We start from the raw sequence: 25777 nt of genomic DNA on the forward strand, positions 1-25777 counted from the left end.
GCAAAAACCCAGGGAGCACGCCATGCACACCATGGTTCCCAGCGATCGCGTGGAGCACGTCGCCGTCTTCGGGCGCGACGGCACGAAGCTCGGCACGATCGAGCGGCTGATGCTCGACAAGCTGAGCGGAACGGTCGCCTATGCCGTGATCAAGACCGGAGGGCTGCTCGGCACGCATCACCATTATCCCCTCCAGTGGAGCGCGCTGAGATACGATCCGCACCGTCAGGCCTTCCAGGTCGAGGTGACGCTGGACGAGCTGAGCACCGGCCCGTGCGAGTTCGACGGCGAGGAATTCGATTGGGGCGACCGCTCGCGCGCCTACCAGCATGCGAATTACTGGTCGGTATAGCTGGGCTGTGTAGGGTGGGTTTAGCCGGAGGCCTAACCCACCACTTCTGTAAACGCGGAAACGAAAGAGGTGGGTTACGCTTCGCTAACCCACCCTACGACCTGTTTGCACGCTCCCGTACGGACTAGGCTAGTTTCGTGCCTCGATCACCGACCGCCGTGCAGCAAGGTAAGACTCACAATGACATTCTCCGGACTAGGCCTCCATCTCGGCAATCTCTCGCGCCTGTCGAACGCGCGGTCGCGCTCGATCAGTCCGGAAAATTTCACTGGCGAGAAAGGCAAGGGCGGCATGGCCGTCGATGGCCCGGCAGCACCTCAGGCGCGCGATCTCGGACGAGGCTGGAAGATTTCACCTTACGTCGTCATCGCGCCCGGCGCGACCTTTACGCTTGCCGACATCGAAGGCGCGGGCGCGATCCAGCAGATCTGGATGACGATTTCGCGCGGCCGTCTGCGCCACTCCATCCTGCGCATCTATTGGGATGACCAAGCGCACCCGAGCGTCGAATGCCCCGTCGGCGACTTCTTCGCCTGTGGCTGGGAGGAATTTGCGCAGGTGTCCTCGCTCGCCGTCTGCGTCAATCCGGGCCGCGGCTTCAACTGCTATTGGGAAATGCCGTTCCGCAAGCGTGCGCGCGTCACTCTGGAGAACCGCAACGAGGAGGCGCAGACCATCTATTACCAGATCAACTACGCGCTGACGGATGTGCCGGAAGATTGCGCCTATTTTCATGCGCAGTTTCGCCGCGCCAATCCGGTGCCGTACAAGGAGGTCCACACGCTGCTCGACGGCGTCACCGGGCACGGCCACTATATCGGCACCTACATGGCCTGGGGCTCGAACAACAATGGCTGGTGGGGCGAGGGCGAGATAAAATTCTTCATCGACGGCGACGGTGAATTTCCGACCGTCTGCGGGACCGGCACCGAGGATTATTTTGGCGGCGCCTATAATTTCGATCCGCGCGTGCCGTGGCAGCTCGCCAATCCCGGTGCGAGCGGTGGGCCAGTGTCGCGCTATCTCGAGTTCACCACGCCCTATGCCGGCCTGCCGCAGGTGATCCGTCCCGACGGCGTCTACAAGTCGCAGCAGCGCTTTGGCATGTACCGCTGGCACATCCCCGATCCCGTGCGCTTCCAGAGCGATCTGCGCGTGACGATGCAGGCACTCGGCTGGCGCTCCGGCGTGAAGGAGCCGAAATACCTGCCGTTGCAGGACGACGTCGCATCAGTCGCGTTCTGGTACCAGGCGCTGCCGACGGCGCGGTTTCCGGAATTGCCGGGGGCGGATTATCTCGAGGTGGATTGAACCCGCGCTTCCTCGATGTCGGAGATGGCGGGAATTACGTCGCCGGCGCCGCCGCGCGCTTACAGCGCCACGCTGCGCAGCCCGAAGCTGCGCGCTTCGTTCTGCAGCACCGGCCGCACCGCATCGATCAGCCGCGCCGCCGCGGCGTCTACGCTCAGCCCCGCAGTATCCACTACCGCCGTCGCCCGCGAATACAGCGGCTCGCGGCTGAGCAGGATGTTGCGCAGCTCCGTCATCGCGGAGCGGTCGTCGGCCATCGGGCGCAGGTCGCCCTGGCGGCGCACGCGCGCCATGTGCTCTTCGGGCTCGGCTTTCAGCCAGATCGTGTAAAAGGATGACAGGATCTGGTCGAAGGTCAGTGGCTCCGAGACGATGCCGCCGCCGGTTGCGAGCACCATCAACTCGTGGCGTGCGAGGAGCTGTTGCAGCGCCGCCTGCTCCATGCGGCGAAAGCCTTCCTGGCCGTAAAGCGCGATGATCTCGGCGATCGAAAGCCCGTTCTGCTCCTCGATCGCCTTGTTGAGCTCGACGAAGCTCCAGCCGATCTTCTTCGCCAAGATCTTGCCAAGCGTGGACTTGCCTGCGCCGCGCAGGCCGATCAGCGCGATACCGCAGAACGGCGCGCGCCGCGGCGCCGACGCGCTGCCGCCGGCGAGCAGGTCCTTGGCCTGCGCGATCTGGCCAGGCGTCGCCTTGCGCAGGAGATCGCGGAACATCTGCCAGTCCGGCGCTGGCTCGATCGTCGGCAGCAGGTCTTCCAGATGCGCGCCCATCGCGTTCGACACGCGCCTGAGCAGCACGATCGAGACGTTGCCTTTGCCACTTTCGAGCTGGGCGATGTAGCGTTCGGAAATGCCGGACACCTTGGCGAGCACTTTTCGTGACATTCCGCGCAGCGCGCGCATGGTGCGCACGCGCTGGCCAAGCTGTTCGAGGAATTGGGATTCGGCGTCGGGACTTTCGGTCATTTGCCTTCTTTAGCGGATGTCCGGCGGCGCATTTGTCGGAAACATAATGCCTGATGGCATTGACAGCAAGCCGACGGAGTGTCTTTCTATGAATTATAATTCAAAATTCGGGGGAGAAGTCCGTGAGCGAGGCATCCTACAACGCGGTGACCTGGCTGCTCGACCGTAACATCGCGGAGGGCAGGGGTAACAAGCTCGTCTTCGACGATACCGTCTCCCGCCTGACTTACCGCGAGCTCCAGCAACAGACGCGTCGCGCGGCCAACATGCTGCGCCGTCTCGGCGTTCGCCGCGAGGAGCGCGTGGCGATGATCATGCTCGACACGATCGATTTTCCGCTTCTGTTTCTCGGCGCAATCCGCGCCGGCATCGTGCCGGTGCCGCTCAACACCCTGCTGACCGCGGAGCAATACGCCTACATCCTCGCCGATTGTCGCGCGCGTGTGCTGTTCGTGTCCGAGGCGCTCTATCCCGTCATCAAGGACATCGTCGGCCGCATGCCGGATCTCGACCATGTCGTCGTCTCCGGCAACAAGCAGAACGGCCACAAGCAGCTCGCGGAAGAACTTGCACAAGAGACCGATGATTTCGCGACCGCTGCTACGCATCCGGACGAGCCGGCGTTCTGGCTCTATTCATCAGGCTCGACCGGCATGCCCAAAGGCGTGCGCCACCTGCATTCGAGCTTGCAGGCGACCGCGGACACCTATGCCAAACAGGTGCTCGGCATTCGCGAGGACGACGTTTGTCTGTCCGCGGCAAAGCTGTTCTTCGCCTATGGCCTTGGCAATGCGCTGACCTTTCCGATGTCGGTCGGCGCCACCACTGTGCTGAACACCGAGCGGCCGACGCCAGCGCGCATGTTCGAGCTGATGAACCGATACAACCCGACCATCTTCTACGGCGTGCCGACGCTGTTCGCGGCCATGCTCAATGACGAAGCCGGCAAGCAGGAGCGCGGCGGCAAGGCCCTGCGCATCTGCACTTCCGCCGGCGAGGCGCTCCCGGAATCGGTGGGCAATGCCTGGAAGGCGCGCTTCGGCGTCGACATCCTCGACGGTGTCGGCTCGACCGAGCTCTTGCACATCTTCCTGTCGAACGCGCCGGGCGACATCAAATACGGCTCGTCCGGCAAGCCGGTGCCGGGCTATGCGGTGCGGCTGGTCAACGAAGCCGGCCATGATGTGCCGGACGGCGAGGTCGGCGAGCTGCTGGTCGATGCCCCCTCGGCCGGTGAGGGCTACTGGAACCAGCGCCACAAGAGCCGCCGCACCTTCGAAGGTCCGTGGACGCGCACCGGCGACAAATATGTCCGCGACGCCGAGGGCCGCTACACCTTCTGCGGACGCTCCGACGACATGTTCAAGGTCTCCGGCATCTGGGTGTCGCCGTTCGAGGTCGAGAGCGCGCTGATCACGCACCCGGCCGTGCTGGAAGCCGCCGTCGTTCCCGAAGCCGATCCGGAAGGCCTGTTGAAGCCGAAAGCCTTCGTGGTGCTGCGTCCCGGCGCCAAGGCCAGCGATCTCCAGGAGATGCTGAAGGAGCACGTCAAGCAGAAGATCGGCCCCTGGAAATATCCGCGCTGGATCGACGTCGTGGAGTCCTTGCCGAAGACGGCAACCGGCAAGATCCAGCGCTTCAAGCTGCGCGCAGGCGCGAACTAGCAGCAGGTCGTCATGGCCGGGCTTGTCCCGGCCATCCACGCGCCACCGTGATTGAGGATAGACGTGGATGCCCGGGTCAAGCCCGGGCATGACGACGGAGAGCAGAGTGACAGCATGACCAATCTCGCCCCCACAGGCTTCCTCACCATCGGCGGCGCCAACCTCGAATACAAATGGCTTGCGCCGAAATCCGCGAATGCGTCGACCATCGTCATGTTGCATGAGGGGCTCGGCTCAGTCGGCTTATGGGGCGACTTTCCGGAAAAGCTGCAGGCCGCTACCGGCGCCGGCATCTTCCTTTATTCGCGGGCGGGCTATGGTCAGTCGAGCTCGGTGACGTTGCCGCGAACGCTCGACTACATGCATCGCGAGGCGCTCGACGTGTTGCCGGGGGTGCTCGACGCGATTGCCTTCAGGCGCGGACTGTTGCTCGGCCATTCCGACGGCGCCTCGATCGCGACTATTTACGCAGGTTCACATCAGGATCACCGCCTGCAAGGCCTTGTGCTGATCGCGCCGCATTTCATCGTCGAGGACATCTCGGTGAAGTCGATCGCCGAGATCAAGAGGACCTACGAGACCACTGATCTAAGAGCGAAACTGGCGCGCTGGCACAAGGACGTCGATAACGCCTTTCATGGCTGGAACGGCGCCTGGCTCGACCCAAAATTCCGCAACTGGGATATTTCCGAGTACCTCGCCTATATCCGCGTCCCCGTCCTGGTCGTTCAAGGTGTGGATGACCAATACGGGACCATGCGACAGGTCGAGATTGCGCAGGAAGAATGTTATTGTCCGGTAGATTTGAAAGTCATTTCAGAGGCGGGGCACGCTCCGCATCGTGAAGCGCCGGGGGCGACGCTTGACGCTATTGCAGAATTTGCCCAGGCGGCGTTGCGCGCCGACCGGGGTCTTGAGGGACATGCGGCATGAATCATCGGAGGCTTCGCTCCGATGATTGCGCGACCACCCGTGGCCGGCTCCTTGCCGTGGCCGCAATGGGCCTATGTGCCCGGTGAAACCGATCTCGACGCCGATTGCGAAACGCTCGACATGGCCAAGGCGCTCGTGCCGCCGGCGTTCCGCGGCCATGTGCCGGCACGACATCCCGCGCTGCGCTATGGACTCGCGCTGAACGATCGCGGCTACTTCTGGGAATCGCAGGAGGTCCTGGAAGCGGTGTGGGCGGCAGCTCCCCAGCGTGGCCGCGAGCGCATCCTGCTCCGCGCCTGCATCTATGTTGCCAACGCGAATCTGCGGTTGCGCATCGTCAGGCCGCATTCGGCCTCGCGCCTGTTTGGCGAGGCGCTGGAGGAGCTGCGCGAGCTCCGGACACGCAAGGCATCCGCAGCCGGTGACGGCTTCGTCGACCGCTTTCCGACCGAGGCGCTCGTCGCTCTTCTCCAGGCCAAGCTCGGCCGCCCGAAGCTGTTGTCGAAGGCCGATTGGGTCCCGCTCGGGACGATTCCGCGCCCCGAGTAATCATGAAGCAAAATGCATGTATTGATCGCAACGGACTAGACGCGGCCTGAAAGATGCACTATTTTGCATGAAAAGGTTAAAGCCAGACGCGCATAATCGAGCTCAAGGGTGGCCCATGGCCGGGGAAGATCGTCGTCTCGCAGGCGGTGCGAAATTCATCGATTTCCAGACAGATCCGTCGCGCTACCGGCACTGGAAGCTCGCGATCGCCGGCGAGGTCGCGACGCTGACCATGGACGTCGACGAAAACGGCGGCCTGTTCGAGGGCTACCAGCTCAAGCTCAATTCCTACGACCTCGGCGTCGACATCGAGCTTGCCGATGCGATCCAGCGGCTGCGCTTCGAGCACCCCGAAGTGAAGGTCGTGCTGATGCGCTCGGCCAAGAACCGCGTGTTCTGCGCTGGCGCCAACATCCGCATGCTCGCCGGCTCGACCCATGCCCACAAGGTCAACTTCTGCAAGTTCACCAACGAGACCCGCAACGGCATGGAAGACTCCTCGGAGAATTCCGGCCAGCGCTTCATCACTGTCGTGAACGGCTCGGCCGCCGGCGGCGGCTATGAGCTGGCGCTCGCAACCGACCACATCATCCTTGCCGATGACGGCTCCTCCGCCGTGGCGCTGCCCGAAGTGCCGCTGCTTGCCGTGCTGCCGGGTACCGGCGGGCTCACGCGCGTCGTCGACAAGCGCAAGGTGCGCCGCGACCACGCCGACTTCTTCTGCACCATCGAGGAAGGCGTGAAGGGCAAGCGCGCCGTCGCCTGGCGGCTCGTCGACGAAATCGCCCCGAACTCCAAGCTCGAGGCGAAGATCACCGAGCGCGCCAAGGAATTTGCAGCGTCATCCAAGCGCAAGGGAAGCGGCGAGGGCATTGCGCTCACCCCGCTCAAGCGCATCATCGATGAGACCAGCATCAGCTATGGCTTCGTGAGCGTCGATATCGATCGCGCCGCGCGCATCGCCACCATCTCGATCAAGGCGCCGGAGGCTGCCCCGCCTGCCGACATCGACGGCCTGCTGGCGCAGGGCGCATCCTTCTGGCCGCTCCAGGTCGCGCGCGAGCTCGACGATGCGATCCTGCACCTGCGCATCAACGAGCTCGAGGTCGCGATGCTCGTGTTCAAGAGCCATGGCGAGCGCGCCCATGTGCTCGCCTGCGACGCTTTCCTCGAAGCCAATAAGACGCACTGGCTGGTCAACGAGATCCGCCATTACTGGAAGCGCGTGCTCAAGCGCATCGACGTCACCTCGCGCACGCTGGTGACGCTGGTCGAGCCCGGCTCCTGCTTTGCCGGCACGCTCGCCGAGCTCGTCTTCGCCGCCGACCGCTCGTACATGCTGATCGGCACCCGCCAGGGCGACAATCGTCCGCCGCCCTCGATCGAGCTCTCCGCGATGAATTTCGGCCCCTATCCGATGAGCCACGGGCTGACCCGCCTGCAATCGCGTTTCCAGGCCGATCCGTCCGATGTGGAGCGGGCGGAAGCCACCGTCGGGATCAGCCTCGACGCCGAGGAGGCCGAGGAGCTTGGCCTCGTCACCTTCGCGCTCGACGACATCGACTGGGACGACGAGGTCCGCGTGTTCCTCGAGGAGCGGGCGAGCTTCTCGCCCGACAGCCTCACCGGCATGGAAGCGAGCCTGCGCTTCGTTGGTCCGGAGACGATGGAGTCAAAAATCTTCGCGCGCCTGACCGCATGGCAGAACTGGATCTTCCAGCGCCCGAACGCGGTCGGTGAGGAAGGCGCGCTGCGCCGCTACGGCAGCGGCCAGAAGCCGAAATTCGATATGACGCGGGTTTGATGACTTTCGCGTCCCGGGCGCGCTGCGGCACGAAGTGACGCTGCGCAGAACCGGGACCCGGACGGACCATATGGGTCCCGGCTCACCGGCGCAACGCTTCGCGTTGCACCGCGTCCGGGACACGAGATCGCAAGGAGCACGGCCATGAACATGAACATCATGAACGTCGATTACTCGACCAAGATTCCTAACAACGTGAATCTCGCCGAAGACCGCCAGGTGCTGAAGGCGTTGGAAGGCTGGCATCCCGGCTACATGGACTGGTGGAGCGACATGGGCCCGGACGGCTTCCAGGAATCGCTCGTTTACCTGCGCACCGCCTATTCGGTCGATCCGCGCGGCTGGGCCAAGTTCGACTATGTGCGCATGCCCGACTATCGCTGGGGCATCCTCCTTGCTCCCCAGGAAGAGAACCGCGTCGTGCCGTTCGGCGAGCACTATGGCGAGCCGGCCTGGCAGGAGGTCCCCGGCGAGCATCGCGCGATGCTGCGCCGCTTGATCGTGATCCAGGGCGACACCGAACCCGCTTCCGTCGAGCAGCAGCGCCATCTCGGCAAGACCGCGCCCTCGCTCTACGACATGCGCAACCTGTTCCAGGTCAATGTCGAGGAAGGCCGTCACCTCTGGGCGATGGTGTATCTGCTGCAGAAATATTTCGGCCGCGACGGCCGCGAGGAGGCGGACGAATTGTTGCGCCGTCGCTCGGGTGACGCGGATGCGCCGCGCATGCTCGGCGCCTTCAACGAGGCGACGCCCGACTGGCTGTCCTTCTTCATGTTCACCTATTTCACCGACCGCGACGGCAAGATGCAGCTGCACAGCCTCGCGCAGTCGGGCTTCGATCCGTTGTCGCGCACCTGCCGCTTCATGCTGACCGAAGAGGCGCACCACATGTTCGTCGGCGAGACCGGCATCACCCGCGTGGTGCAGCGGACCTGCGAGGCGATGAGCGAGGCGGGCATCTCCGACCCCAACGACATCGCCAAGGTGCGTGCGCTCGGCGTCATCGACCTGCCGACCATCCAGAAGAAGCTGAACCTGCACTATTCACTGTCGCTCGACCTGTTCGGCTCGGAAGTATCGACCAACGCTGCGAACGCGTTCAACGCCGGTATCAAGGGCCGCTACAAGGAAACCTCGATCGAGGACGATCACCAGCTCAAGACCGCGACCTACCCGGTCATGAAGTTCGTCGACGGCCAGATCAAGATGGTCGACGAGCCGGCGCTGACAGCGCTCAACATGCGGCTGCGCGACGACTACACCCAGGACTGCGTCAAGGGCATGCTGCGCTGGAACAAGGTGATCTCGACGGCGGGCTACGACTTCAAGCTGACGGTGCCGCACGTCACGTTCCACCGGCACATCGGCGAGTTCAAGGACGTGCACGCCACGCCCGAGGGCATCCTGATCGACGACGCCACCTGGGCCAAGCGCAAGGACGACTGGCTGCCGTCAACGAACGACGGCGACTTCATCGCTTCCCTGATGAAGCCCGTCACCGAGATCGGCCAGTTCGCGTCCTGGATCTCGCCGCCGAAAGTCGGCATCGACAACAAGCCCGGCGATTTCGAATATGTGAAGATCGAGTCGTAGGTCGCTGGACACGACAGCACGCCAGGCCCTTCGATGTCGTCCCGGCCTTTGCCGCGGCGACAGCGGAGAGGGAGGCTACGCCGCCGCAAACCGGCGGAAGCCGTTCCACATTGCGGTGGCAGCGCCCGAGGTCAGCACCGGCAGGATGCGGGCATCCTGATAATTGCCGTTGAGCGAGACGCGCGGCAGTGCGGTCGGGTAACCGGCATTTTCGGCGAACAACATGCCCGGGCGCGTGGTCACCGCGGTCTTGAAACCGCTCGCCGCGGCCAGCGCGAATTCGCGTTCGCCCGCGGCATGGCGGTCGCCATAGGGATAGGCGAGGTGCTGCACGGGGCGTCCGAGCGCGTGCTCGATGCGCACGCGGCCCACCGCCATCTCCTGCGCGGCAATCTCCTCGCTCTGCTTGGCAAGGTTGCAATGGCTGATGGTGTGGGCGCCGATCGCGACCTGCGGATCCGCCGCCAGCGCCTTCAGCTCGTCCCAGGACAGGCAGAGGTCGCGGCAGAGCGCCGCCATGTCGACACCGTGCTTCGTGCAGAGCGCCGTGATCTCGCGCTGAAGGTCGTGCTCGCCCGGCAACGCGCGCAGCCAGTCATGGATGCGGTCGAACGCGGCCTGTTTCGCAGGCGCGCTCGTCGCATCGAGACGGAGCGCGGCATGGCCGATCTGCACGTCGATGTGACTCGCCTTGGCGATGACGGCCTCAAGTGCGATCCACCAGAGACGTCCGGTCCCCTCGGCGAAATCGCTCGTGACATAGATGGTCGAAGGTGCGCCGAATTCGCGCAGCACGGGGAGGGCAAAATCGCGGTTGTCGCGGTAGCCGTCGTCGAGCGTGAAGGCAGCGAAGCGGCGGGTGAACTGGCCCTGCGCGAGCCGATCATGCAATTCGTCCATCGAGATGATGTCGATGTCGTGCGAGCGCAGATGGCACAGCGTGGCGCGCAGGAAGTCCGGCGTGACCTCGAGATGCCGATTGGGCTGGAACGCATCCTCCCGAGGTGGTCGCACATGGTGCAGCATGAAAATGGCGCCGACGCCGGCGAGCAGCGGCCGCAGGAGGTGGTGCGCCCCGCTGAAATAGAGTGCTTCCAGCCCGACGCGGATGACGTTGTTGCGCAGTTGTTTCATCGAAGGCTGGTTGACCCCGGCATTCCACGGTCAACCTAGGGGAAGACCCTTGAAGAAAAAGTTAGTCCGGTTGCTCATCCAGAGCCTTCACAAGGCCGCCATTTCCGGTTTGACAGCCCGTCAAGGGTTTGTTTTGTCTCCGGTTCCAGAGGTTCGGGTCGTCGAATGCAGAAGCTTTTCAAGTGGGCCAGCAAATGGTGGCCGGGGTTGATCCCCTTGGCCATCATGTGGGGAATTGCGGCCTGGAATGACACTTTGCCGCTGGAAGCCGACTTGTCTGCCCGCTCCGCTGCCGCGCTGAAGAACACCGTTCTGGACAAGACCCGGATCGCGGTGGCCGGCCGCGACGTCACTTTTGCCGCCGAAGCGTTCTCGGAGGAGGGCCGCCGCGACGCCGTCACGGCGGTCGAAACCGTGCCGGGCGTGCGTCTGGTCGACGACCAGACCCGGCTGGTTCCCGAGGCCAAGCCCTTCGTCTGGAACGCCGAACGGGACGTCGTCCGGGTCACCCTGTCCGGCAGCGCGCCGTTGCCGGGGGTGAAGGGCCGGCTGGTGGAGGCCGCCCGCAAGGACCTCGGCGGCATCGAGGTCGCCGATCAGATGGGATTGGCGCGCGGTGCGCCGCCGCGCTTCGAAAATGCCGCGATGCTCCTGCTCGACCAGGTCGGCAAGCTCAAGGACGGCAAGATCACGATATCCGACACCAACGTCAGCCTGTCCGGCATGGCGCGCGAACTCGGCGGCCGAGAAGCCATTGCGGCGGCGCTGAAGAATTTGCCTGAGGGTATTTCGGTCGCGACCAACGACATCAAGGCGCCGCCTTACATCTTCCAGGCCTACAAGGATCCGGTCGCGGCGACCGTGACGCTAACCGGCTACGTCCCCGACAACAACGTCCACGCGGTCATCGCCACGGCGGCAGGGCAAAAATTCTTCGGCGAGAAGGTCGTCGACAATCTCAAGGCCAGCATTGGCGCGCCTGCTTCGTTCGGCAATTCGGTGGTTGCCGCGCTTGGGGCTCTGTCACGGCTCTCGACCGGCACGCTGGTGGTGACGGATCGTGAGGTGAAGCTGTCGGGCGATGCGCTCTATGAGGGCGCGGCAGCCGATATCCGCGCAGGCCTCGGCAAGGATTTTCCCAAGACCTGGCAGTACAAGCCGGAAATCACCGTGAAGCCCGCCGCAGGTCCGGTCGACGGCACGGTCTGTCAACAGCTGTTCTCCGAGCTCCTGACCAAGGGCAAGATCCGCTTCGAGCCGAAGCGCGCCACGATCGATCCGGATTCCGCAGGTCTCCTCGATCGCCTCATCGAAACGGCGCTGCGGTGCCCGAACGCCACCATCGAGGTGGCGGGCCACACCGATTCCGACGGCGAGGATGCCTTCAATCAGGCGCTGTCGGAGAAGCGCGCCCAGGCGGTGATCGACTATCTCGTCAAGGCGGGCCTTCCGGCCGATCGCTTCACGGCAGTCGGCTATGGCAGCACGCAGCCGGTCGCCGGCAACGATACCGACGAAGGCAAGGCACAAAACCGCCGCATCGAATTTCTGGTGAGATGACATGTCATTTCTGTTGGCGTTCCATTGGGGTTGGCTGGTCGGATCGCTGCTGCTCGGGCTGGCGATGGGTTGGATCTCGGTGGTCCAGCGCGGTAACGGCACCTCGAAGGTGCTTGCGCGCTGGCTCGCGGTCCTCGCGGCGGCCCTCGTCGCGGCGGCGCTCGCCCGTGTGGTCCCCGGCCGCTTCGGCTACTGGCTCGACCTCGGCCTTACCATGTTCGGCTGCTATCTCGTCGGCTGCACCATCGGCGCATGCCTCCGCGACCGGGTCGTCTCGCGCAGCGCGCCCGCGGCCTGAGCTTTGCGCTTGCACCCTGCCTATGCGCAAGGCGCCGGACTGCCCTGATGACTGCGCCTTGGGCGCCGCACAGGGTCGCCGCGCTTCGGCGCATGCCAAATCGCGTTCCGGCCTGCCTTTACCACCGCCGATCGCGGGGCCAAAGATTGACGCCGGCTTAAGCCGCAGCGGAACATTGTCCGGGTGAAATCATCAAAACTTCACGGCCCGTACGCAGGATCGCGATACAGATTCGGCAGAGGCCGTCGCGGAAAAGAGCCAAACGGTGCAAGGCAAGCGCGGATACCCGCCTAAAATATTGAAGAAACGCGTTTTTGCGCTTATTGGCGAATTCCACTCCGGCCCAAAACGCGCTACTGGAGGGTCGGGGAGCATGCGCGAAGCTGGAGCCGGCGCCAAGGGGTCGCCGGCTATCTGTACGTTCGCCCGTTCGCCGGCCGCTATGGCCGCGGAAGCGTAGTTCGAGGTCTAGATGCTGGAAGCCATACGCAGGGCCATGACGTTTCTGCGCCAGAAGCAAATCCTGCATAAGCTTGGCGTCGTGATCAGCGTGACGGTCATCGGCATCGCTTGCTACGTGCTCTATCACATGCTGCGCGGCATCGACTTCAACGAGGTGGTCGAGGCGATCAAGAGCACCGAGCCGAGCCAGATTGCGATGGCGGCGCTGTTCGTGGCCGCCGGCTATTTCACCCTGACCTTCTACGATCTGTTCGCGACGCGTGCGATCGGCCACGCCCATGTGCCCTACCGCATCAATGCGCTCGCGGCCTTCACCAGCTACTCGATCGGCCACAATGTCGGCGCCAGCGTCTTCACCGGCGGCGCGGTGCGCTATCGCATCTACTCGGCCTGGGGCCTCAACGCGATCGACGTCGCCAAGATCTGTTTCCTCGCCGGCCTGACCTTCTGGCTTGGCAACGCCGCCGTGCTCGGCCTCGGGATCACCTATCACCCCGAAGCTGCGGCCTCGATCGACCAGCTGCCCCCCTGGCTCAACCGGCTGGTCGCGATGGCGATCATCGTCGCGCTGGTCGCCTATGTCGTGTGGGTCTGGACCCAGCCGCGCGTGGTCGGTCGTGGTCCATGGACGGTGGTGCTGCCGGGCGGCCCGCTGACGCTGCTCCAGATCGCGATCGGCATCGTCGATCTCGGCTTCTGCGCGCTCGCGATGTACGTGCTGGTGCCGGACGAGCCCAATCTCGGCTTCGTCGTGGTCGCTGTGATCTTCGTCTCCGCCACACTGCTCGGCTTCGCCAGCCACTCCCCCGGAGGTCTCGGCGTATTCGATGCCGCCATGCTGGTCGGGCTGTGGCAGATGGACCGCGAGGAGCTCCTCGGGGGAATGCTGCTGTTCCGCGTCCTCTATTATCTTTCGCCCTTTGTCATATCTGTAATCTTGCTGACGTTTCGAGAGGTTATTATCGGAGCCCGATCGAAACGCCTGCAGCAGGCGGCCCTCAAGCTCGATCCCGGCCCTGCGCGCGAAGCCGCTTACGTGAGAGAGCGCAGCGACAAGAGCGCCTGACCGGCCTACAATTCTTAAGGAGAAGCCTGCCCCGATGGCGATCGACGCCCACCCTTCTCCCTCGGTCCAGCCCTGGTCCGATCGGCTGCGGCATTCGGCGATCATCCTGATCGCGGCGGCGCTGGCGCTGTCGGTGGTGGTCTCGCTCGGGGAATTGTCGGCGACGCGGGCTGTGGCGGTGTTTCTCTGCATCGCCGCGGCCGCGCTGATCCCCTGGCGCCTGCACGATACCGCCGCCTCGCGCGACGACGTCCGCCGCATCAACCCGGTCGAAAACGCGGCGGTGGCCGCGGTTGTCTCGGGCATGCCGGACCCGGCCGTGCTGCTCGATCGCGCCGGGCGCGTCATCCATCTCAATGCTGCCGCAGCCCAGCTCGCGCCAGCGCTGCGCAAGAACGAGCTCGCCCAGTTCGCGCTGCGCTCGCCGGAGATCATCACCGCGCTGCGCGAGGCGATCGCTACATCCGAGCCGCGCCGCGCCGACTATCTCGATCACGTGCCGGTCGACCGCTGGATGGAGCTGATCATCACACCGGTTCCGGTGCCGACCACGTTCGGCGGCGCTGACAAATGCATGCTGATGACCTTCCACGATCAGACGCCGCTACGCCGGGTCGAGGAGATGCGCGCCGATTTCGTCGCCAATGCCAGCCACGAGCTGCGCACGCCGCTGGCCGCGCTCTCCGGCTTCATCGACACGCTTCAGGGCCAGGCCAAGGACGATCCCAGGGCGCGCGAGCGCTTCCTCGGCATCATGCACACCCAGGCGACCCGCATGGCGCGCCTGATCGACGATCTGTTGTCGCTTTCGCGGGTGGAATTGTCGGCGCATGTGCGGCCCGACACGCTGGTCGATGTCGTGCCGATCATCCGCCAGGTCGCTGATGGGCTCGAACCGCTGGCGCGCGAGCGGCAGGTGGACGTCGAGATCAATCTGCCGGAGACGGCGGTGATGATCGCGGGCGACCGCGAGGAATTGTTGCGGCTGTTCGAGAACCTGATCGAGAACGCGCTGAAATACGGCGCCTCGGGCGGGCGGGTGATCGTCTCGCTCGGCATGGTCACGGCGGCTGACGGCTCGCCGGAAATCCGCGTCCTGGTGCGCGACTTCGGCCCCGGAATTGCACCGGAACACCTGCCAAGGCTGACCGAGCGGTTCTACCGGGTTGACGTCGGCGACAGTCGCTCGCAGGGCGGGACGGGCCTCGGATTATCGCTGGTGAAACATATCGTTAACCGGCACCGCGGCCGGCTTTTGATCGAAAGCGTGCTCAAACAGGGCGCCACTTTCACGGCCTGTTTTCCCCAGGCCAAGCCCCCAGCTGCAAGCTGAAAATCCAGCTATCTCAGGCGCTTAAGCCTGTCATCCGACTGTCACGAAACCTTCGTAAAAGCACTACCGATCGCTCCTAAAGGGGCGGCGCGGGAGCGCGATCGGGCGCGCATGGCGCTTCGCTCCCCACTATGGAGACCAGCATGAATTTCATCAAAACTATCGTCGCTGCTGGCCTGGTGGCCGCATCGACGTCGGCCTTCGCTGCCGACATCACCGGCGCCGGCGCGACGTTCCCGTTCCCGATCTATTCGAAGTGGGCTGACGCCTACAAAAAGGAGACCGGCAACGGTCTGAACTATCAGTCGATAGGCTCCGGCGGCGGCATCAAGCAGATCCAGGCCAAGACCGTGACCTTCGGCGCCAGCGATGCGCCACTCAAGGCCGAGCAGCTCGAGAAGGACGGCCTCGTTCAGTGGCCGATGGTCATGGGCGCCATCGTCCCCGTGGTCAACATCGAGGGCGTGAAGGCCGGCGAGCTGACCTTCGACGGCGAGACCCTCGCCAACATCTACCTCGGCAAGATCACCAAGTGGGATGATGCTGCCATCAAGAAGCTCAATCCGAACGTGAAGCTGCCGTCGGACGCGATCACCGTGGTCCGCCGCTCGGACGGTTCGGGCACCACCTTCAACTTCACCAACTACCTCTCCAAGGCCAGCGCGGACTGGAAGAGCAAGGTCGGTGAGGGCACGGCCGTCGAATGGCCGGTCGGTGTCGGCGCCAAGGGCAACGAGGGCGTGTCGGGCAACATCAGCCAGACCAAGAACTCGATCGGTTATGTCGAGTACGCCTATGCCAAGCAGAACAAGCTGACCTACACCGGTCTCGTCAACAAGGCCGGCAAGCCGGTGCAGCCGACCGTCGAGGCCTTCCAGGCGGCCGCGTCCAACGCCGACTGGGGCAAGGCTCCGGGCTACTACGTCATCCTGACCGACCAGCCCGGCGACAAGTCCTGGCCGATCACCGCGGCGACCTTCATCCTGATGCACAAGGACGCCACCGACAAGGCGGCCTCGCAGGAAGCCATCAAGTTCTTCCGCTGGGCCTTCAAGAACGGCAGCAAGGCGGCCGAGGAGCTCGACTACATCCCGATGCCGGACAGCGTCGTCCAGCTGATCGAGAAGACCTGGGCTGCCGAGATCAAGAGCTGATCGCAGCGGCTCTCGTCTCCCGGACGCGGTACGGCATGAAATGACGCGCCGCTGAGCCGGGACCCAGAAGACTTTGGGTGCAATAACTTCGGCCCCGGATCAGCGTCGCACCGCTTCGCGCTGCGCCGCATCCGGGGCACGAGACCGACAATAAGCGTAGATAAATTGGTACAGGGGATCGGCGTGGCAGAGATGGCCGTTCAAAGCGATATCGTCGACGACGCCGGACCATATGATCGCGCCAAGGCCTTGAGCGCGTTCAAGCTCGGCGACATGACCTTCTATTGGATCACGCGGCTCAGCGCGATCTCGGTCCTCCTGATCCTCGGCGGCATCATCGTGTCGCTGATCGTCGGCGCCTTCCCGGCCATCAGGGAATACGGCCTCGCCTTCCTGTGGACCCAACGTTGGGCGCCCTCTGCCGATCCGCCGGTGCTCGGCGCGCTCGGGCCGATTTACGGCACGCTCGTCACCTCCTTCATCGCAATGCTGATCGCCATTCCCGTCGGCCTCGGCATCGCGATCTTCCTCACCGAGCTCTGCCCGCAATGGCTGCGCCGCCCGATCGGCATGGCGGTCGAGTTGCTCGCCGGCATTCCCTCGATCATCTACGGCATGTGGGGCTTCTTCGTGCTGGGTCCGTTCCTGGCCAACACCTTCCAGCCCTTCATGATCAAGCTGTTCGACGGCGTTCCGGTGCTGGGCGCGATCTTCGCCGGCCCGCCGTCCTATCTCAGCCTGTTCAACGCCTCGCTGATCCTCGCGATCATGGTGCTTCCCTTCATCACCTCGATCTCGGTCGACGTGTTCAAGACCGTGCCGCCGGTCCTGAAGGAAGCCGCCTATGGCGTCGGCTGCACCACCTGGGAAGTCGTGCGCAGCGTGGTGATCCCCTACACGCGCGTCGGCATCATCGGCGGCGTCATGCTGGCACTCGGACGTGCGCTGGGTGAGACCATGGCGGTGACCTTCATCATCGGCAACTCCTTCCGCATCTCGTCGTCGATCTTCGCCCCAGGCACGACCATCTCGGCGGCGATCGCCAGCGAGTTCGCCGAAAGCGACGGCCTGCATCAGTCCGGCCTGATCCTGCTCGGCCTGCTGCTGTTCGTGCTGACGTTCTTCGTGCTCGCCGGCGCGCGGCTGATGCTGCTGCGTCTCGAAAAGAAGGCGGGGAAGTAACATGAACCCGATCTACGCACGCCGCCGCCGCAAGGACATCGTCATCCGTGGTCTCTGCATCGCTGCCGCCGCCTTCGGCGTCACCTGGCTCGCGCTGATCCTGATCACCTTGCTTTACAACGGCCTCACCGGTCTGAACCTTCAGATCTTCGTCGCGGACACTCCGCCTCCGGGCTCGACCGAAGGCGGCCTGCGCAACGCCATCATCGGTTCGATCATCATGACCGTGATCGGCGTCGGCATCGGCGCGCCGCTTGGCCTGTTCGCCGGGACCTATCTCGCCGAATACGGTCGCAACGACAAGTTGACCTCGGTAATCCGCTTCATCAACGACATCCTCTTGTCGGCACCCTCCATCATCATCGGCCTGTTCATCTATGGTGCGGTGGTGGTGCCGATGCGCGGCTTCTCGGCGATCGCCGGCGCGCTGGCGCTGGCCGTCATCGTGATCCCGGTCGTGCTGCGCACCACCGAGGACATGCTGCTGCTGGTGCCGAACGCGCTACGCGAGGCGGCTTCTGCTCTTGGGCTGCCGCGTTCGCTGGTGATCAAGCGGATCGCCTACCGCGCGGCGCGCTCCGGTCTCATCACCGGCGTGCTGCTCGCCACCGCACGCGTCGCCGGCGAGACCGCGCCGCTGCTGTTCACCGCCTTGTCGAACCAGTTCTTCAGCCTCAGCCTGAACAAGACGATGGCGAACCTGCCGGTCACCATCAACAATTTCGTGCAGAGCCCCTATGCCTACTGGAAGCAGTTGGCCTGGAGCGGGGCGCTGCTGATCACCCTGACCGTGCTTGCCCTGAACATTGGCGCGCGCATTCTTGGCGCCGAGAGGACTGCAAAATGAGCGATCTGTCCGTTTCCGTAAGTTCCACCGGGCGTCAGGCGTCTCCGACGCTGCCCGAGGCTCCGGCCAAGGTGACGGTGCGCAATCTCAACTTCTATTATGGCGAGCACCACGCGCTGAAGAACATCAACCTGACGCTCGGCACCAATCGCGTCACGGCGTTCATCGGCCCATCCGGCTGCGGCAAGTCGACCCTGCTGCGCATCTTCAACCGGATGTACGATCTCTATCCGGGACAGCGCGCCACCGGTCAGCTCATGCTGGACCAGACCAACATCCTCGACTCCAAGCTCGACCTCAACCTGCTGCGCGCCCGGGTCGGCATGGTGTTCCAGAAGCCGACGCCGTTCCCGATGACGATCTACGAGAACATCGCCTTCGGCATCCGCCTCTATGAGAAGATCTCCAAATCGGAGATGGACGTCCGCGTCGAGAAGGCGCTGCGCGGCGGCGCGCTGTGGAACGAGGTCAAGGACAAGCTCAACGCCTCCGGCCTGTCGCTCTCCGGCGGCCAGCAGCAGCGTCTCTGCATCGCCCGCACCGTGGCGGTGCGTCCCGAGGTGATCCTGTTCGACGAGCCCTGCTCGGCGCTCGATCCGATCTCGACCGCTAAGGTCGAGGAGCTTATCCAGGAGCTCGCCGAGAACTACACGATCGCGATCGTCACCCACAACATGCAGCAGGCGGCGCGCGTCTCGGACAAGACCGCCTTCATGTATCTCGGCGAGCTGATCGAGTTCGACGAGACCAGCAAGATCTTCACGTCGCCCAGCGACCGGCGTACCCAAGACTACATCACCGGCCGCTTCGGCTGAGGAGACAGGAAATGGCTTCTGAACATACCGCAAAGGCCTTCGACACCGACCTGCAAGAGCTCACGCGGCTCGTTGCGGAGATGGGCGGCCTTGCCGAGCGCATGATCGTCGATTCCGTCGATGCGCTGATCCGCCGTGACGTCGCGCTCGGCCAGCGCGTGGTGGCAACCGACGCCGAGATCGACGCGCTCCAGAAGAAGATCGAGGAGCGCGCCGTGCTCACGATCGCGCGCCGCCAGCCGATGGCGGTCGACTTGCGCGAGATCGTTGGCGCCATGCGCGTCGCGACCGATCTGGAGCGGATCGGCGACCTTGCCAAGAACATGGGCAAGCGCGTCGCCGCGCTCGAGACCGATTTCCATCCGCTAAAGCTGTTCCGCGGCCTGGAACACATGACCGACCTCGTGCAGCAGCAGGTGAAGTCGGTGCTGGACGCCTATGCCGCGCATGACCTGCCGGCGGCGATGGTGGTGTGGAAAGGCGACGAGGAGGTCGACGCGATCTGCACCTCGCTGTTCCGCGAGCTCCTCACCTACATGATGGAGGATCCGCGCAACATCTCGTTCTGCATCCATTTGATGTTCTGCGCCAAGAACATCGAGCGGATCGGCGACCATGCGACCAACATCGCCGAGACCGTTTTTTACATGATCGAAGGTCAGGCCATCGCCGACAAGCGCCCGAAGGGCGACATGACGACCTTCGCCACGACCGTGCCGAACACTTAAGGAGCGACGACGCCATGGGCGCACGCATTCTGGTTGTTGAGGACGAGGAAGCGCTGACCGAGCTATTGCGCTACAACCTCGAAGGCGACGGCTACGATGTCGAGACGGTGATGCGCGGCGATGACGCCGACACCCGCCTCAAGGAGCATATCCCCGACCTGATCGTGCTCGACTGGATGCTGCCGGGCCTGTCCGGCATTGAGCTGTGCCGCAGGCTTCGCGCCAGGCCCGAGACCAAGCAGCTGCCGATCATCATGCTCACGGCACGCGGCGAGGAGAGCGAGCGGGTGCGGGGGCTTGCGACCGGCGCCGACGACTACATCGTCAAGCCGTTCTCGGTACCTGAGTTGCTCGCGCGCGTGAAAGGCCTGCTCCGGCGTGCAAGCCCCGAGCGGCTTGCGACCATACTCGCCTACGGCGACATCGAGCTCGACCGCGAGAAGCGTCGCGTCGCGCGCTCCGGACGGCCGATCGACCTCGGCCCGACCGAATATCGCCTCTTGGAGTTCTTCCTGGAGCATCCCGGCCGGGTGTTCTCGCGTGAACAGCTGCTCGACAGCGTCTGGGGCCGTGACATCTATATCGACGAGCGCACCGTCGACGTCCACATCGGCCGTCTGCGCAAGCTGCTCAATCTCGGCCGCGAGCAGGACCCGATCCGCACCGTCCGTGGCGCCGGCTACGCGCTGGACGATCGTTTCGCGAAGGCGGAGCAGACTTAAGGTTTGCAGGTGGCAGCGGTGATCCAGCGGGCTGCCGCCACATTCTCCGATGTCGTCCCTGCGAAAGCAGGGACCCATAACCACGGGGAGTGGTTTGGCGAAGACTCGGAGTGATCTTCCCGCGCAATAACTGCGCCCTGGATTATGGGTCCCTGCTTTCGCAGGGACGACATCCAATTTGTTGAACCATCGTTGCGCGTCGGCCAGCCCCGCGCGCTGATGACCTCAGCGCGTGCCGGGCTTGGCCGGTGCGCGTCGGCGGTCCGCCGCCGGCTGGTAGGCGACGCGCGAATGCTGCGCGCAGTAGGGCAGGCCCGAGAGCGACTTGCCGCCACAGAAGAAGAAATCCGGGCTCGAGGGATCGCCGACAGGCCAGTGGCAGGTCGCCTCGTTGAGCTCGAGCAGCGACAGGCGCTGGCTCATCGGAACGACGTTGTCGTAGGTGATCGGATCGGGCTCGACCTCGACCTCGAAGGCCTGGGCGAGGGCGGTGTTGCCGCGCGAGATCGGGCGGCTCACCCGCATCATGTGCTGTGCGGGGCGCGCCTTGCGGGGCCGGGGAGCCGCCGAGGACGGGCTCTTGGCGCGACCGGACAGGCCCAGCCGGTGCACCTTGCCGATTACGGCGTTGCGCGTCACATTCCCGAGCTCGGCAGCGATCTGGCTGGCCGAAAGCCCGGCTTCCCAGAGCTTTTTCAATTGCTCGACGCGATCGTCGGACCAGGTCAAAACCGTCATTGCACCCTTCCCTTCGCCGCGCGCCTGCCAATCCTTGGGGCCGCGTGGCGATGTCTAAGCCTCGAAAAACCCGTGCCCCCAGAATCCCTTAAGGCTCGCCGGGCGCGAAAAACGCACCTGAACGTTACGCCGGTACATGAGGACTAAGAGGATCAGAACTGCTGCACGAGATGTCGTATCTGACACGGTAAACGCTACAATATGGCGTGACTCCCGCGCAAGAGTCTGCGGCTCCGCGTCCACATGTTCCGTCGCTAAAAGAACTCAAAATCGCCACCGCAAGACTACGGGTCAGGCGCCTTGCAGGGCCTTCTGGCGGCATTGACAGCGGTTTTTCCAAGCATAAAATGGTGACACGTGCCGCCCTTAAAAGGCGGCACGTTTCGTTTTCCGGGCAGGTCAATGATGCGCTGCGCAAGGCAGCCTCAGCCGGCCCCAACATCCAAGTGACCGCCATGACCAAGAGCGCCGCGACGCATCTGCTTCCCGTTTTCGCCAGGGCCGAGCTCGGCTTCGAGCGCGGCGAAGGCTGCTGGCTGGTCGCAACCAATGGAGAGCGCTATCTCGATTTCACGTCGGGCGTCGCCGTGAATGCGCTCGGTCACGCGCATCCGCATCTGGTCGGGGCTCTGCAGGAGCAGGCGACAAAGCTCTGGCACATGTCGAACCTGTTCCAGAGCCCGGACGGTGAGAAGCTCGCGGTCAGGCTCTGCAACGAGAGCTTTGCGGACTTCGTGTTCTTCTGCAATTCCGGCGCCGAGGCGATGGAATGCGTGATCAAGGTGGTGCGCCGCTATCATGCCACCAAGGGCCATCCCGAGCGCTACCGCATGATCACTTTCGAGGGCGCTTTCCATGGCCGCACGCTGGCAACGCTCGCCGCTACGGGGTCTGCAAAATATCTCGAAGGCTTCGGTCCGCCGATGGACGGCTTCGACCAAGTGCCGCATGATGACCTGGAAGCCGTCAAGAAGGCGATCGGCCCACAGACCGCAGGCATCCTGATCGAGCCGATCCAGGGCGAGGGCGGCGTGCGCTCGGCGTCTCCCGCCTTCTATCGCGCGCTGCGCCAGCTCTGCGACGAGCATGGCCTGCTGCTCGCCTTCGACGAGGTGCAGACCGGCATGGGCCGCACCGGCGAACTCTTTGCACATCGCCGCCTCGGCGTGACCCCTGACGTGATGTCGCTGGCGAAAGCGCTTGGCGGCGGCTTTCCGATCGGCGCGTGCCTTGCGACCGCCGAGGCGGCCTCCGGCATGACGCCCGGCTCGCACGGCTCGACCTTCGGAGGCAATCCGCTCGCCGTGTCCGCGGCGAACGCCGTGCTCGACGTGATGCTCAAGCCCGGCTTCTTCGATCACGTGCAGAAGATGTCGCTGCTGCTCAAGCAGAAGCTCGCCTCCGTGATCGACCGCCATCCTGATGTCGTCAGCGAGGTGCGCGGCGAGGGGCTGTTGATTGGCGTCAAGGCCGTGGTGCCCTCGGGCGATCTCGTCACGGCGCTGCGCAACGAAAAGCTGCTCACCGTCGGCGCGGGCGACAATGTGGTGCGCTTCCTGCCGCCCTTGATCGTCACCGAGGCGGAGATCGAGGAGGGCGTCGCGCGGCTCGAGCGTGCCTGCACCGCGATCGAATCCACTCTCAAGACGCCGGCGGCAAGCTGATGAGCAAGACGCCCAAGCACTTCCTGGACATCAACGAGCTGCCGCTGTCCGAGCTCAAGAGCATGCTCGCCGCCTCCTCCGCCATGAAGGCGAAGCAGAAGGCGCATCAGCCGGTCAAGCCGCTCGAGGGCAAGACGCTGGCGATGATCTTCGAGCGTCCGTCGACGCGGACGCGGGTGTCGTTCGATGTCGCCATGCGCCAGCTCGGCGGCGAGCCCATCATGCTCACCGGTGCCGAGATGCAGCTCGGCCGCGGCGAGACCATCGCCGACACCGCGCGCGTACTGTCGCGCTATGTCGATGCCATCATGATCCGCATCCTCAATCACGATGCACTGCTCGAGCTCGCAGCGCACGCGACTGTGCCTGTCATCAACGGGCTGACGCGGCGCTCGCATCCGTGCCAGGTGATGGCCGACCTCATGACCTATGAGGAGCATCGCGGGCCGATCGAGGGCAAGACGGTGGCCTGGACCGGCGATGACAACAACGTGCTCGCCTCCTGGGCGCATGCCGCCGAGCGCTTCAAGTTCAACCTCAATGTCGCCACCCCGCCGGAGCTCGCGCCGAAGAAGGCGATGCGCGACTGGGTCAAGGCGACGGGCGCCCCGATCATGCTGGGCACCGATCCGGAAGCCGCTGTCCGCGGCGCCGATTGTGTCGTCACCGATACCTGGGTCTCGATGGGCGACAAGGAAGGCGAGCACCGTCACAACGTGCTCAAGCCCTACCAGGTCAACGCCAAGCTGATGTCGCTGGCCAAGCCCGATGCGCTGTTCATGCATTGCCTGCCCGCCCATCGCGGCGAAGAGGTCACCGACGAGGTGATCGATGGCCCGCAGTCCGTCGTGTTCGACGAGGCCGAAAACCGCCTGCACGCGCAGAAGGGTATCTTGGCCTGGTGCTTTGACGCGGTGAAGTGATTGGTCGTCGTCCGGCGGACGATAGTGAGAAATCCGTGACGACGGCAGTATGGAGTTGCTTTCGCCTCATGTTCGGTCGTCGTCCCGGACAAGCGCAGCGAAGCGGAGCGCGGATCCGGGACCCATAGCCACAGGGCGCGGTTTGGTGACGATTCGGAGTTGTCATCTCGCGCCACAACACAATCATGTGGTTATGGGTCGCGGGCTCGCGCCATGCGCGCCCCGGGACGACATCGAATTTGCGGAATCGTAGTGCCGCAAGACTGCACCCGGAACAGGTTGCCTCGCCGCCCCCTTTCATTTCACCTCCTCCGACCCCAGATAGAGCGCCATGGTCTCTCAATCCCCTGACATCAAAGCCGGGCCCGAAAGCCCGGTTCGCGCGCCGTCTTCCGTTCCCGTCGACGATGCGGTGCTGCCCTTCGAGGTCGATGCGCTCGACGTGCGCGGGCGCTTGACCCGGCTCGGGCCCGCGCTCGACGAGATCCTCACCAAGCACGACTATCCCCCGCCGGTCGGCAAGCTGCTCGGCGAGGCCATCGTGCTGACGACGCTGCTCGGCTCGGCGCTGAAATTCGAAGGCCGCTTCATCCTTCAGGCGCAGACTGACGGTCCGGTGTCGTTCCTGGTGGTCGACTTCAAGGCGCCCGACCGCCTGCGCGCCTATGCCCGCTACGACGTCTCGCGGCTTGGCGAGGCCAAGGACTCCGGCTCGCTGCTCGGCCGCGGCCATCTCGCCATGACCATCGATCAGGGTGCGGATATGAGCCGTTACCAAGGCCTCGTCGCACTCGATGGCGGCAGCCTGGAAGATGCCGCGCACGAGTACTTCCTGCGCTCCGAGCAGATCCCGACCCAGGTGCGCCTCGCCGTCGGCGAGGAATGGCGCTCGAGCGACGGCGGCAAGCATCGCTGGCGCGCCGGTGGCCTCTTGATGCAGTTCCTGCCGAAGGCGCCGGAGCGTGCGCGACAGGCCGACCTGCATCCCGGCGACGCGCCCGAGGGCACCACGCCGCATACCGTCGCCGAGGACGATGCCTGGGTCGAAGCGCGCTCGCTGATCGGCACGGTCGAGGACGTCGAGTTGATCGATCCCGATCTCTCCGGCGAGCGCCTGCTCTACCGCCTGTTTCACGAGCGCGGCGTGCGCGTGTTCAATCCGCAGAATTTGAAAGCGGAATGCTCCTGCTCGCGCGATGCGGTGGCGGCGATGCTGAAGAGCTTTTCGCCGGATGACCGTGCCGCGATGGTCAAGGACGACAAGGTCGTCGTGACCTGCGAGTTCTGCAGCTCGGTGTATCAATTTACGCCGCACGAGGCGGGCGTGGAAAACGCCTAGTCTAACATTCGGAAATCGTAGGGTGGGCAAAGCGAAGCGTGTCCACCAACTTCTGTCACATAATTGAAGAGCTGGTGGGCACGGCGCTTCGCGCCTTTGCCCACCCTACAGCAGCCCGCCGCCTCTCAATTCAACACCCGCTTGCCGCCGTCCGGGCTATCGAGCGAAAAGGTCGGCACGTCGATCTCAAAACGCTCGCCGCTTTCGTTGACCATCTGGTAGCGGCCGGTCATGAAGCCCGAGGCGGTCGAGAGCGGGACGCCCGAGGTGTATTCGTAGCGCTCGCCGGGCGCGAGGATCGGCTGCTCGCCGATCACACCTTCGCCCTTGACCTCCTGCTGCCGCCCCGTCGCGTCGGTGATGATCCAGTGCCGCGTCTTGAGTTGCACGGTCTCGTCGCCGGAATTGGTGATCACGATGGTGTAGGACCAGAAGTAGCGCGAGCGCTCGGCCGACGACTGCTCCGGGACAAAGTTCGGCTCGACGGTCACTTCGATCTGGCGGGTCACGGCACGGTACATGGTTGCCATCATAACGAAAACCTTGCCGGGAACCAATCGTGGCCCGCGGCGTCAGCGACATCGTGCCGCCCGAATTGGCACTGTAGTTACACCCCAATGTGATCCGATCGCTTT

Annotated in this window: 24 protein-coding genes; 20 read left to right on the plus strand and 4 right to left on the minus strand. The window is 64.4% G+C overall.

The window, feature by feature from the left end; translation table 11 throughout:
* Positions 1 to 22: 22 nt before the first annotated feature.
* Entirely contained in the window at positions 23 to 352 is a 330-nt protein-coding gene (locus SO140_RS01100; protein WP_449377736.1) for a PRC-barrel domain-containing protein, read from the plus strand.
* Positions 353 to 532: 180 nt separating this feature from the next.
* A complete protein-coding gene (locus SO140_RS01105) occupies positions 533 to 1663 on the plus strand; it encodes a glycoside hydrolase family 172 protein (protein ID WP_449377735.1) in 1131 nt (376 codons plus the stop codon).
* 59 nt (positions 1664 to 1722) lie between these two features.
* On the opposite strand, the gene SO140_RS01110 is transcribed toward SO140_RS01105, so the two are convergent.
* On the minus strand, positions 1723 to 2631 hold the full coding sequence (locus SO140_RS01110; RefSeq protein ID WP_254102299.1) for a helix-turn-helix transcriptional regulator: 909 nt from the start codon (positions 2629 to 2631) through the stop codon (positions 1723 to 1725).
* A 122-nt stretch (positions 2632 to 2753) separates the two neighbouring features.
* Between SO140_RS01110 and SO140_RS01115 the strand changes: the two genes are divergently transcribed.
* From SO140_RS01115 to boxB, 5 genes are all read left to right on the plus strand, one after another.
* Entirely contained in the window at positions 2754 to 4295 is a 1542-nt protein-coding gene (locus SO140_RS01115; RefSeq protein WP_449377734.1) for a benzoate-CoA ligase family protein, read from the plus strand.
* 114 nt (positions 4296 to 4409) lie between these two features.
* Complete coding sequence (locus SO140_RS01120) at positions 4410 to 5228, plus strand: alpha/beta fold hydrolase (protein WP_449377733.1); 819 nt, start codon at positions 4410 to 4412, stop codon at positions 5226 to 5228.
* A 21-nt stretch (positions 5229 to 5249) separates the two neighbouring features.
* Positions 5250 to 5777 (plus strand): DUF309 domain-containing protein, encoded by a 528-nt coding sequence (locus tag SO140_RS01125; RefSeq protein WP_449377732.1) that lies wholly within the window; start codon positions 5250 to 5252, stop codon positions 5775 to 5777.
* Positions 5778 to 5892: 115 nt separating this feature from the next.
* Positions 5893 to 7581, plus strand: coding sequence for a 2,3-epoxybenzoyl-CoA dihydrolase (gene boxC, locus SO140_RS01130; RefSeq protein WP_449377731.1), 1689 nt, complete (start codon positions 5893 to 5895; stop codon positions 7579 to 7581).
* Between the two features lie 144 nt (positions 7582 to 7725).
* Entirely contained in the window at positions 7726 to 9177 is a 1452-nt protein-coding gene (boxB, locus tag SO140_RS01135) for a benzoyl-CoA 2,3-epoxidase subunit BoxB (RefSeq protein WP_449377730.1), read from the plus strand.
* A 75-nt stretch (positions 9178 to 9252) separates the two neighbouring features.
* On the opposite strand, the gene SO140_RS01140 is transcribed toward boxB, so the two are convergent.
* Complete coding sequence (locus SO140_RS01140; protein WP_449377729.1) at positions 9253 to 10311, minus strand: polysaccharide deacetylase family protein; 1059 nt, start codon at positions 10309 to 10311, stop codon at positions 9253 to 9255.
* Between the two features lie 165 nt (positions 10312 to 10476).
* On the opposite strand from SO140_RS01140, the gene SO140_RS01145 reads away from it, so the two are divergent.
* From SO140_RS01145 to phoB, 10 genes are all read left to right on the plus strand, one after another.
* Positions 10477 to 11871, plus strand: a complete 1395-nt coding sequence (locus SO140_RS01145; RefSeq protein ID WP_449377728.1) for an OmpA family protein — start codon at positions 10477 to 10479, stop codon at positions 11869 to 11871.
* Between the two features lies 1 nt (position 11872).
* Positions 11873 to 12169 (plus strand): hypothetical protein, encoded by a 297-nt coding sequence (locus SO140_RS01150; RefSeq protein ID WP_449377727.1) that lies wholly within the window; start codon positions 11873 to 11875, stop codon positions 12167 to 12169.
* Between the two features lie 472 nt (positions 12170 to 12641).
* Complete coding sequence (locus tag SO140_RS01155; RefSeq protein WP_449377726.1) at positions 12642 to 13697, plus strand: putative bifunctional lysylphosphatidylglycerol flippase/synthetase; 1056 nt, start codon at positions 12642 to 12644, stop codon at positions 13695 to 13697.
* 34 nt (positions 13698 to 13731) lie between these two features.
* The gene (locus SO140_RS01160) at positions 13732 to 15030 is read left to right on the plus strand and encodes an ATP-binding protein (RefSeq protein ID WP_449377725.1); all 1299 of its coding nucleotides are present in this window, start codon (positions 13732 to 13734) and stop codon (positions 15028 to 15030) included.
* Between the two features lie 143 nt (positions 15031 to 15173).
* The gene (gene pstS, locus SO140_RS01165; protein ID WP_449377724.1) at positions 15174 to 16184 is read left to right on the plus strand and encodes a phosphate ABC transporter substrate-binding protein PstS; all 1011 of its coding nucleotides are present in this window, start codon (positions 15174 to 15176) and stop codon (positions 16182 to 16184) included.
* A 192-nt stretch (positions 16185 to 16376) separates the two neighbouring features.
* Complete coding sequence (gene pstC, locus SO140_RS01170) at positions 16377 to 17366, plus strand: phosphate ABC transporter permease subunit PstC (protein ID WP_449377837.1); 990 nt, start codon at positions 16377 to 16379, stop codon at positions 17364 to 17366.
* 1 nt (position 17367) lies between these two features.
* Positions 17368 to 18213 (plus strand): phosphate ABC transporter permease PstA, encoded by an 846-nt coding sequence (gene pstA, locus SO140_RS01175; RefSeq protein ID WP_449377723.1) that lies wholly within the window; start codon positions 17368 to 17370, stop codon positions 18211 to 18213.
* The gene (gene pstB, locus SO140_RS01180; RefSeq protein ID WP_449377722.1) at positions 18210 to 19028 is read left to right on the plus strand and encodes a phosphate ABC transporter ATP-binding protein PstB; all 819 of its coding nucleotides are present in this window, start codon (positions 18210 to 18212) and stop codon (positions 19026 to 19028) included. Before pstA ends, pstB begins: the two co-directional genes overlap by 4 nt.
* A gap of 11 nt (positions 19029 to 19039) precedes the next feature.
* Positions 19040 to 19756 (plus strand): phosphate signaling complex protein PhoU, encoded by a 717-nt coding sequence (gene phoU / locus SO140_RS01185; RefSeq protein ID WP_449377721.1) that lies wholly within the window; start codon positions 19040 to 19042, stop codon positions 19754 to 19756.
* A 14-nt stretch (positions 19757 to 19770) separates the two neighbouring features.
* Positions 19771 to 20478, plus strand: a complete 708-nt coding sequence (gene phoB, locus SO140_RS01190; RefSeq protein ID WP_449377720.1) for a phosphate regulon transcriptional regulator PhoB — start codon at positions 19771 to 19773, stop codon at positions 20476 to 20478.
* 225 nt (positions 20479 to 20703) lie between these two features.
* Here the strand turns inward: phoB and SO140_RS01195 are convergent, their stop codons facing one another.
* Complete coding sequence (locus tag SO140_RS01195) at positions 20704 to 21216, minus strand: GcrA family cell cycle regulator (RefSeq protein ID WP_027521514.1); 513 nt, start codon at positions 21214 to 21216, stop codon at positions 20704 to 20706.
* 455 nt (positions 21217 to 21671) lie between these two features.
* Here SO140_RS01195 and SO140_RS01200 point away from each other — a divergent pair, with 455 nt between their 5' ends.
* The 3 genes from SO140_RS01200 to SO140_RS01210 all read left to right on the plus strand — a co-directional run bounded on the left by SO140_RS01200 (position 21672) and on the right by SO140_RS01210 (position 25142).
* Positions 21672 to 22880 carry an aspartate aminotransferase family protein gene (locus SO140_RS01200; protein WP_449377719.1) on the plus strand — a complete coding sequence of 403 codons (1209 nt, stop codon included), beginning with the start codon at positions 21672 to 21674 and terminating at the stop codon, positions 22878 to 22880.
* Positions 22880 to 23803, plus strand: coding sequence for an ornithine carbamoyltransferase (gene argF / locus SO140_RS01205; protein ID WP_449377718.1), 924 nt, complete (start codon positions 22880 to 22882; stop codon positions 23801 to 23803). Before SO140_RS01200 ends, argF begins: the two co-directional genes overlap by 1 nt.
* 331 nt (positions 23804 to 24134) lie before the next feature.
* Positions 24135 to 25142 carry an Hsp33 family molecular chaperone gene (locus SO140_RS01210; RefSeq protein ID WP_449377717.1) on the plus strand — a complete coding sequence of 336 codons (1008 nt, stop codon included), beginning with the start codon at positions 24135 to 24137 and terminating at the stop codon, positions 25140 to 25142.
* A gap of 125 nt (positions 25143 to 25267) precedes the next feature.
* On the opposite strand, the gene apaG is transcribed toward SO140_RS01210, so the two are convergent.
* A complete protein-coding gene (gene apaG / locus SO140_RS01215) occupies positions 25268 to 25663 on the minus strand; it encodes a Co2+/Mg2+ efflux facilitator ApaG/CorD (RefSeq protein WP_027521510.1) in 396 nt (131 codons plus the stop codon).
* Positions 25664 to 25777 lie beyond the last annotated feature (114 nt).

This window comes from Bradyrhizobium sp. UFLA05-108 (genome assembly GCF_059803455.1).

Coding starts and splice junctions, on each gene's coding strand:
- SO140_RS01100 (WP_449377736.1), top strand. CDS start 23: ATGCACACCATGGTTCCCAGCGATCGCGTGGAGCACGTCGCCGTCTTC.
- SO140_RS01105 (WP_449377735.1), top strand. CDS start 533: ATGACATTCTCCGGACTAGGCCTCCATCTCGGCAATCTCTCGCGCCTG.
- SO140_RS01110 (WP_254102299.1), bottom strand. CDS start 2,631: ATGACCGAAAGTCCCGACGCCGAATCCCAATTCCTCGAACAGCTTGGC.
- SO140_RS01120 (WP_449377733.1), top strand. CDS start 4,410: ATGACCAATCTCGCCCCCACAGGCTTCCTCACCATCGGCGGCGCCAAC.
- SO140_RS01125 (WP_449377732.1), top strand. CDS start 5,250: ATGATTGCGCGACCACCCGTGGCCGGCTCCTTGCCGTGGCCGCAATGG.
- boxC (WP_449377731.1), top strand. CDS start 5,893: ATGGCCGGGGAAGATCGTCGTCTCGCAGGCGGTGCGAAATTCATCGAT.
- boxB (WP_449377730.1), top strand. CDS start 7,726: ATGAACATGAACATCATGAACGTCGATTACTCGACCAAGATTCCTAAC.
- SO140_RS01140 (WP_449377729.1), bottom strand. CDS start 10,311: ATGAAACAACTGCGCAACAACGTCATCCGCGTCGGGCTGGAAGCACTC.
- SO140_RS01145 (WP_449377728.1), top strand. CDS start 10,477: ATGCAGAAGCTTTTCAAGTGGGCCAGCAAATGGTGGCCGGGGTTGATC.
- SO140_RS01150 (WP_449377727.1), top strand. CDS start 11,873: ATGTCATTTCTGTTGGCGTTCCATTGGGGTTGGCTGGTCGGATCGCTG.
- SO140_RS01155 (WP_449377726.1), top strand. CDS start 12,642: ATGCTGGAAGCCATACGCAGGGCCATGACGTTTCTGCGCCAGAAGCAA.
- SO140_RS01160 (WP_449377725.1), top strand. CDS start 13,732: ATGGCGATCGACGCCCACCCTTCTCCCTCGGTCCAGCCCTGGTCCGAT.
- pstS (WP_449377724.1), top strand. CDS start 15,174: ATGAATTTCATCAAAACTATCGTCGCTGCTGGCCTGGTGGCCGCATCG.
- pstC (WP_449377837.1), top strand. CDS start 16,377: ATGGCCGTTCAAAGCGATATCGTCGACGACGCCGGACCATATGATCGC.
- pstA (WP_449377723.1), top strand. CDS start 17,368: ATGAACCCGATCTACGCACGCCGCCGCCGCAAGGACATCGTCATCCGT.
- pstB (WP_449377722.1), top strand. CDS start 18,210: ATGAGCGATCTGTCCGTTTCCGTAAGTTCCACCGGGCGTCAGGCGTCT.
- phoU (WP_449377721.1), top strand. CDS start 19,040: ATGGCTTCTGAACATACCGCAAAGGCCTTCGACACCGACCTGCAAGAG.
- phoB (WP_449377720.1), top strand. CDS start 19,771: ATGGGCGCACGCATTCTGGTTGTTGAGGACGAGGAAGCGCTGACCGAG.
- SO140_RS01195 (WP_027521514.1), bottom strand. CDS start 21,216: ATGACGGTTTTGACCTGGTCCGACGATCGCGTCGAGCAATTGAAAAAG.
- SO140_RS01200 (WP_449377719.1), top strand. CDS start 21,672: ATGACCAAGAGCGCCGCGACGCATCTGCTTCCCGTTTTCGCCAGGGCC.
- argF (WP_449377718.1), top strand. CDS start 22,880: ATGAGCAAGACGCCCAAGCACTTCCTGGACATCAACGAGCTGCCGCTG.
- SO140_RS01210 (WP_449377717.1), top strand. CDS start 24,135: ATGGTCTCTCAATCCCCTGACATCAAAGCCGGGCCCGAAAGCCCGGTT.
- apaG (WP_027521510.1), bottom strand. CDS start 25,663: ATGTACCGTGCCGTGACCCGCCAGATCGAAGTGACCGTCGAGCCGAAC.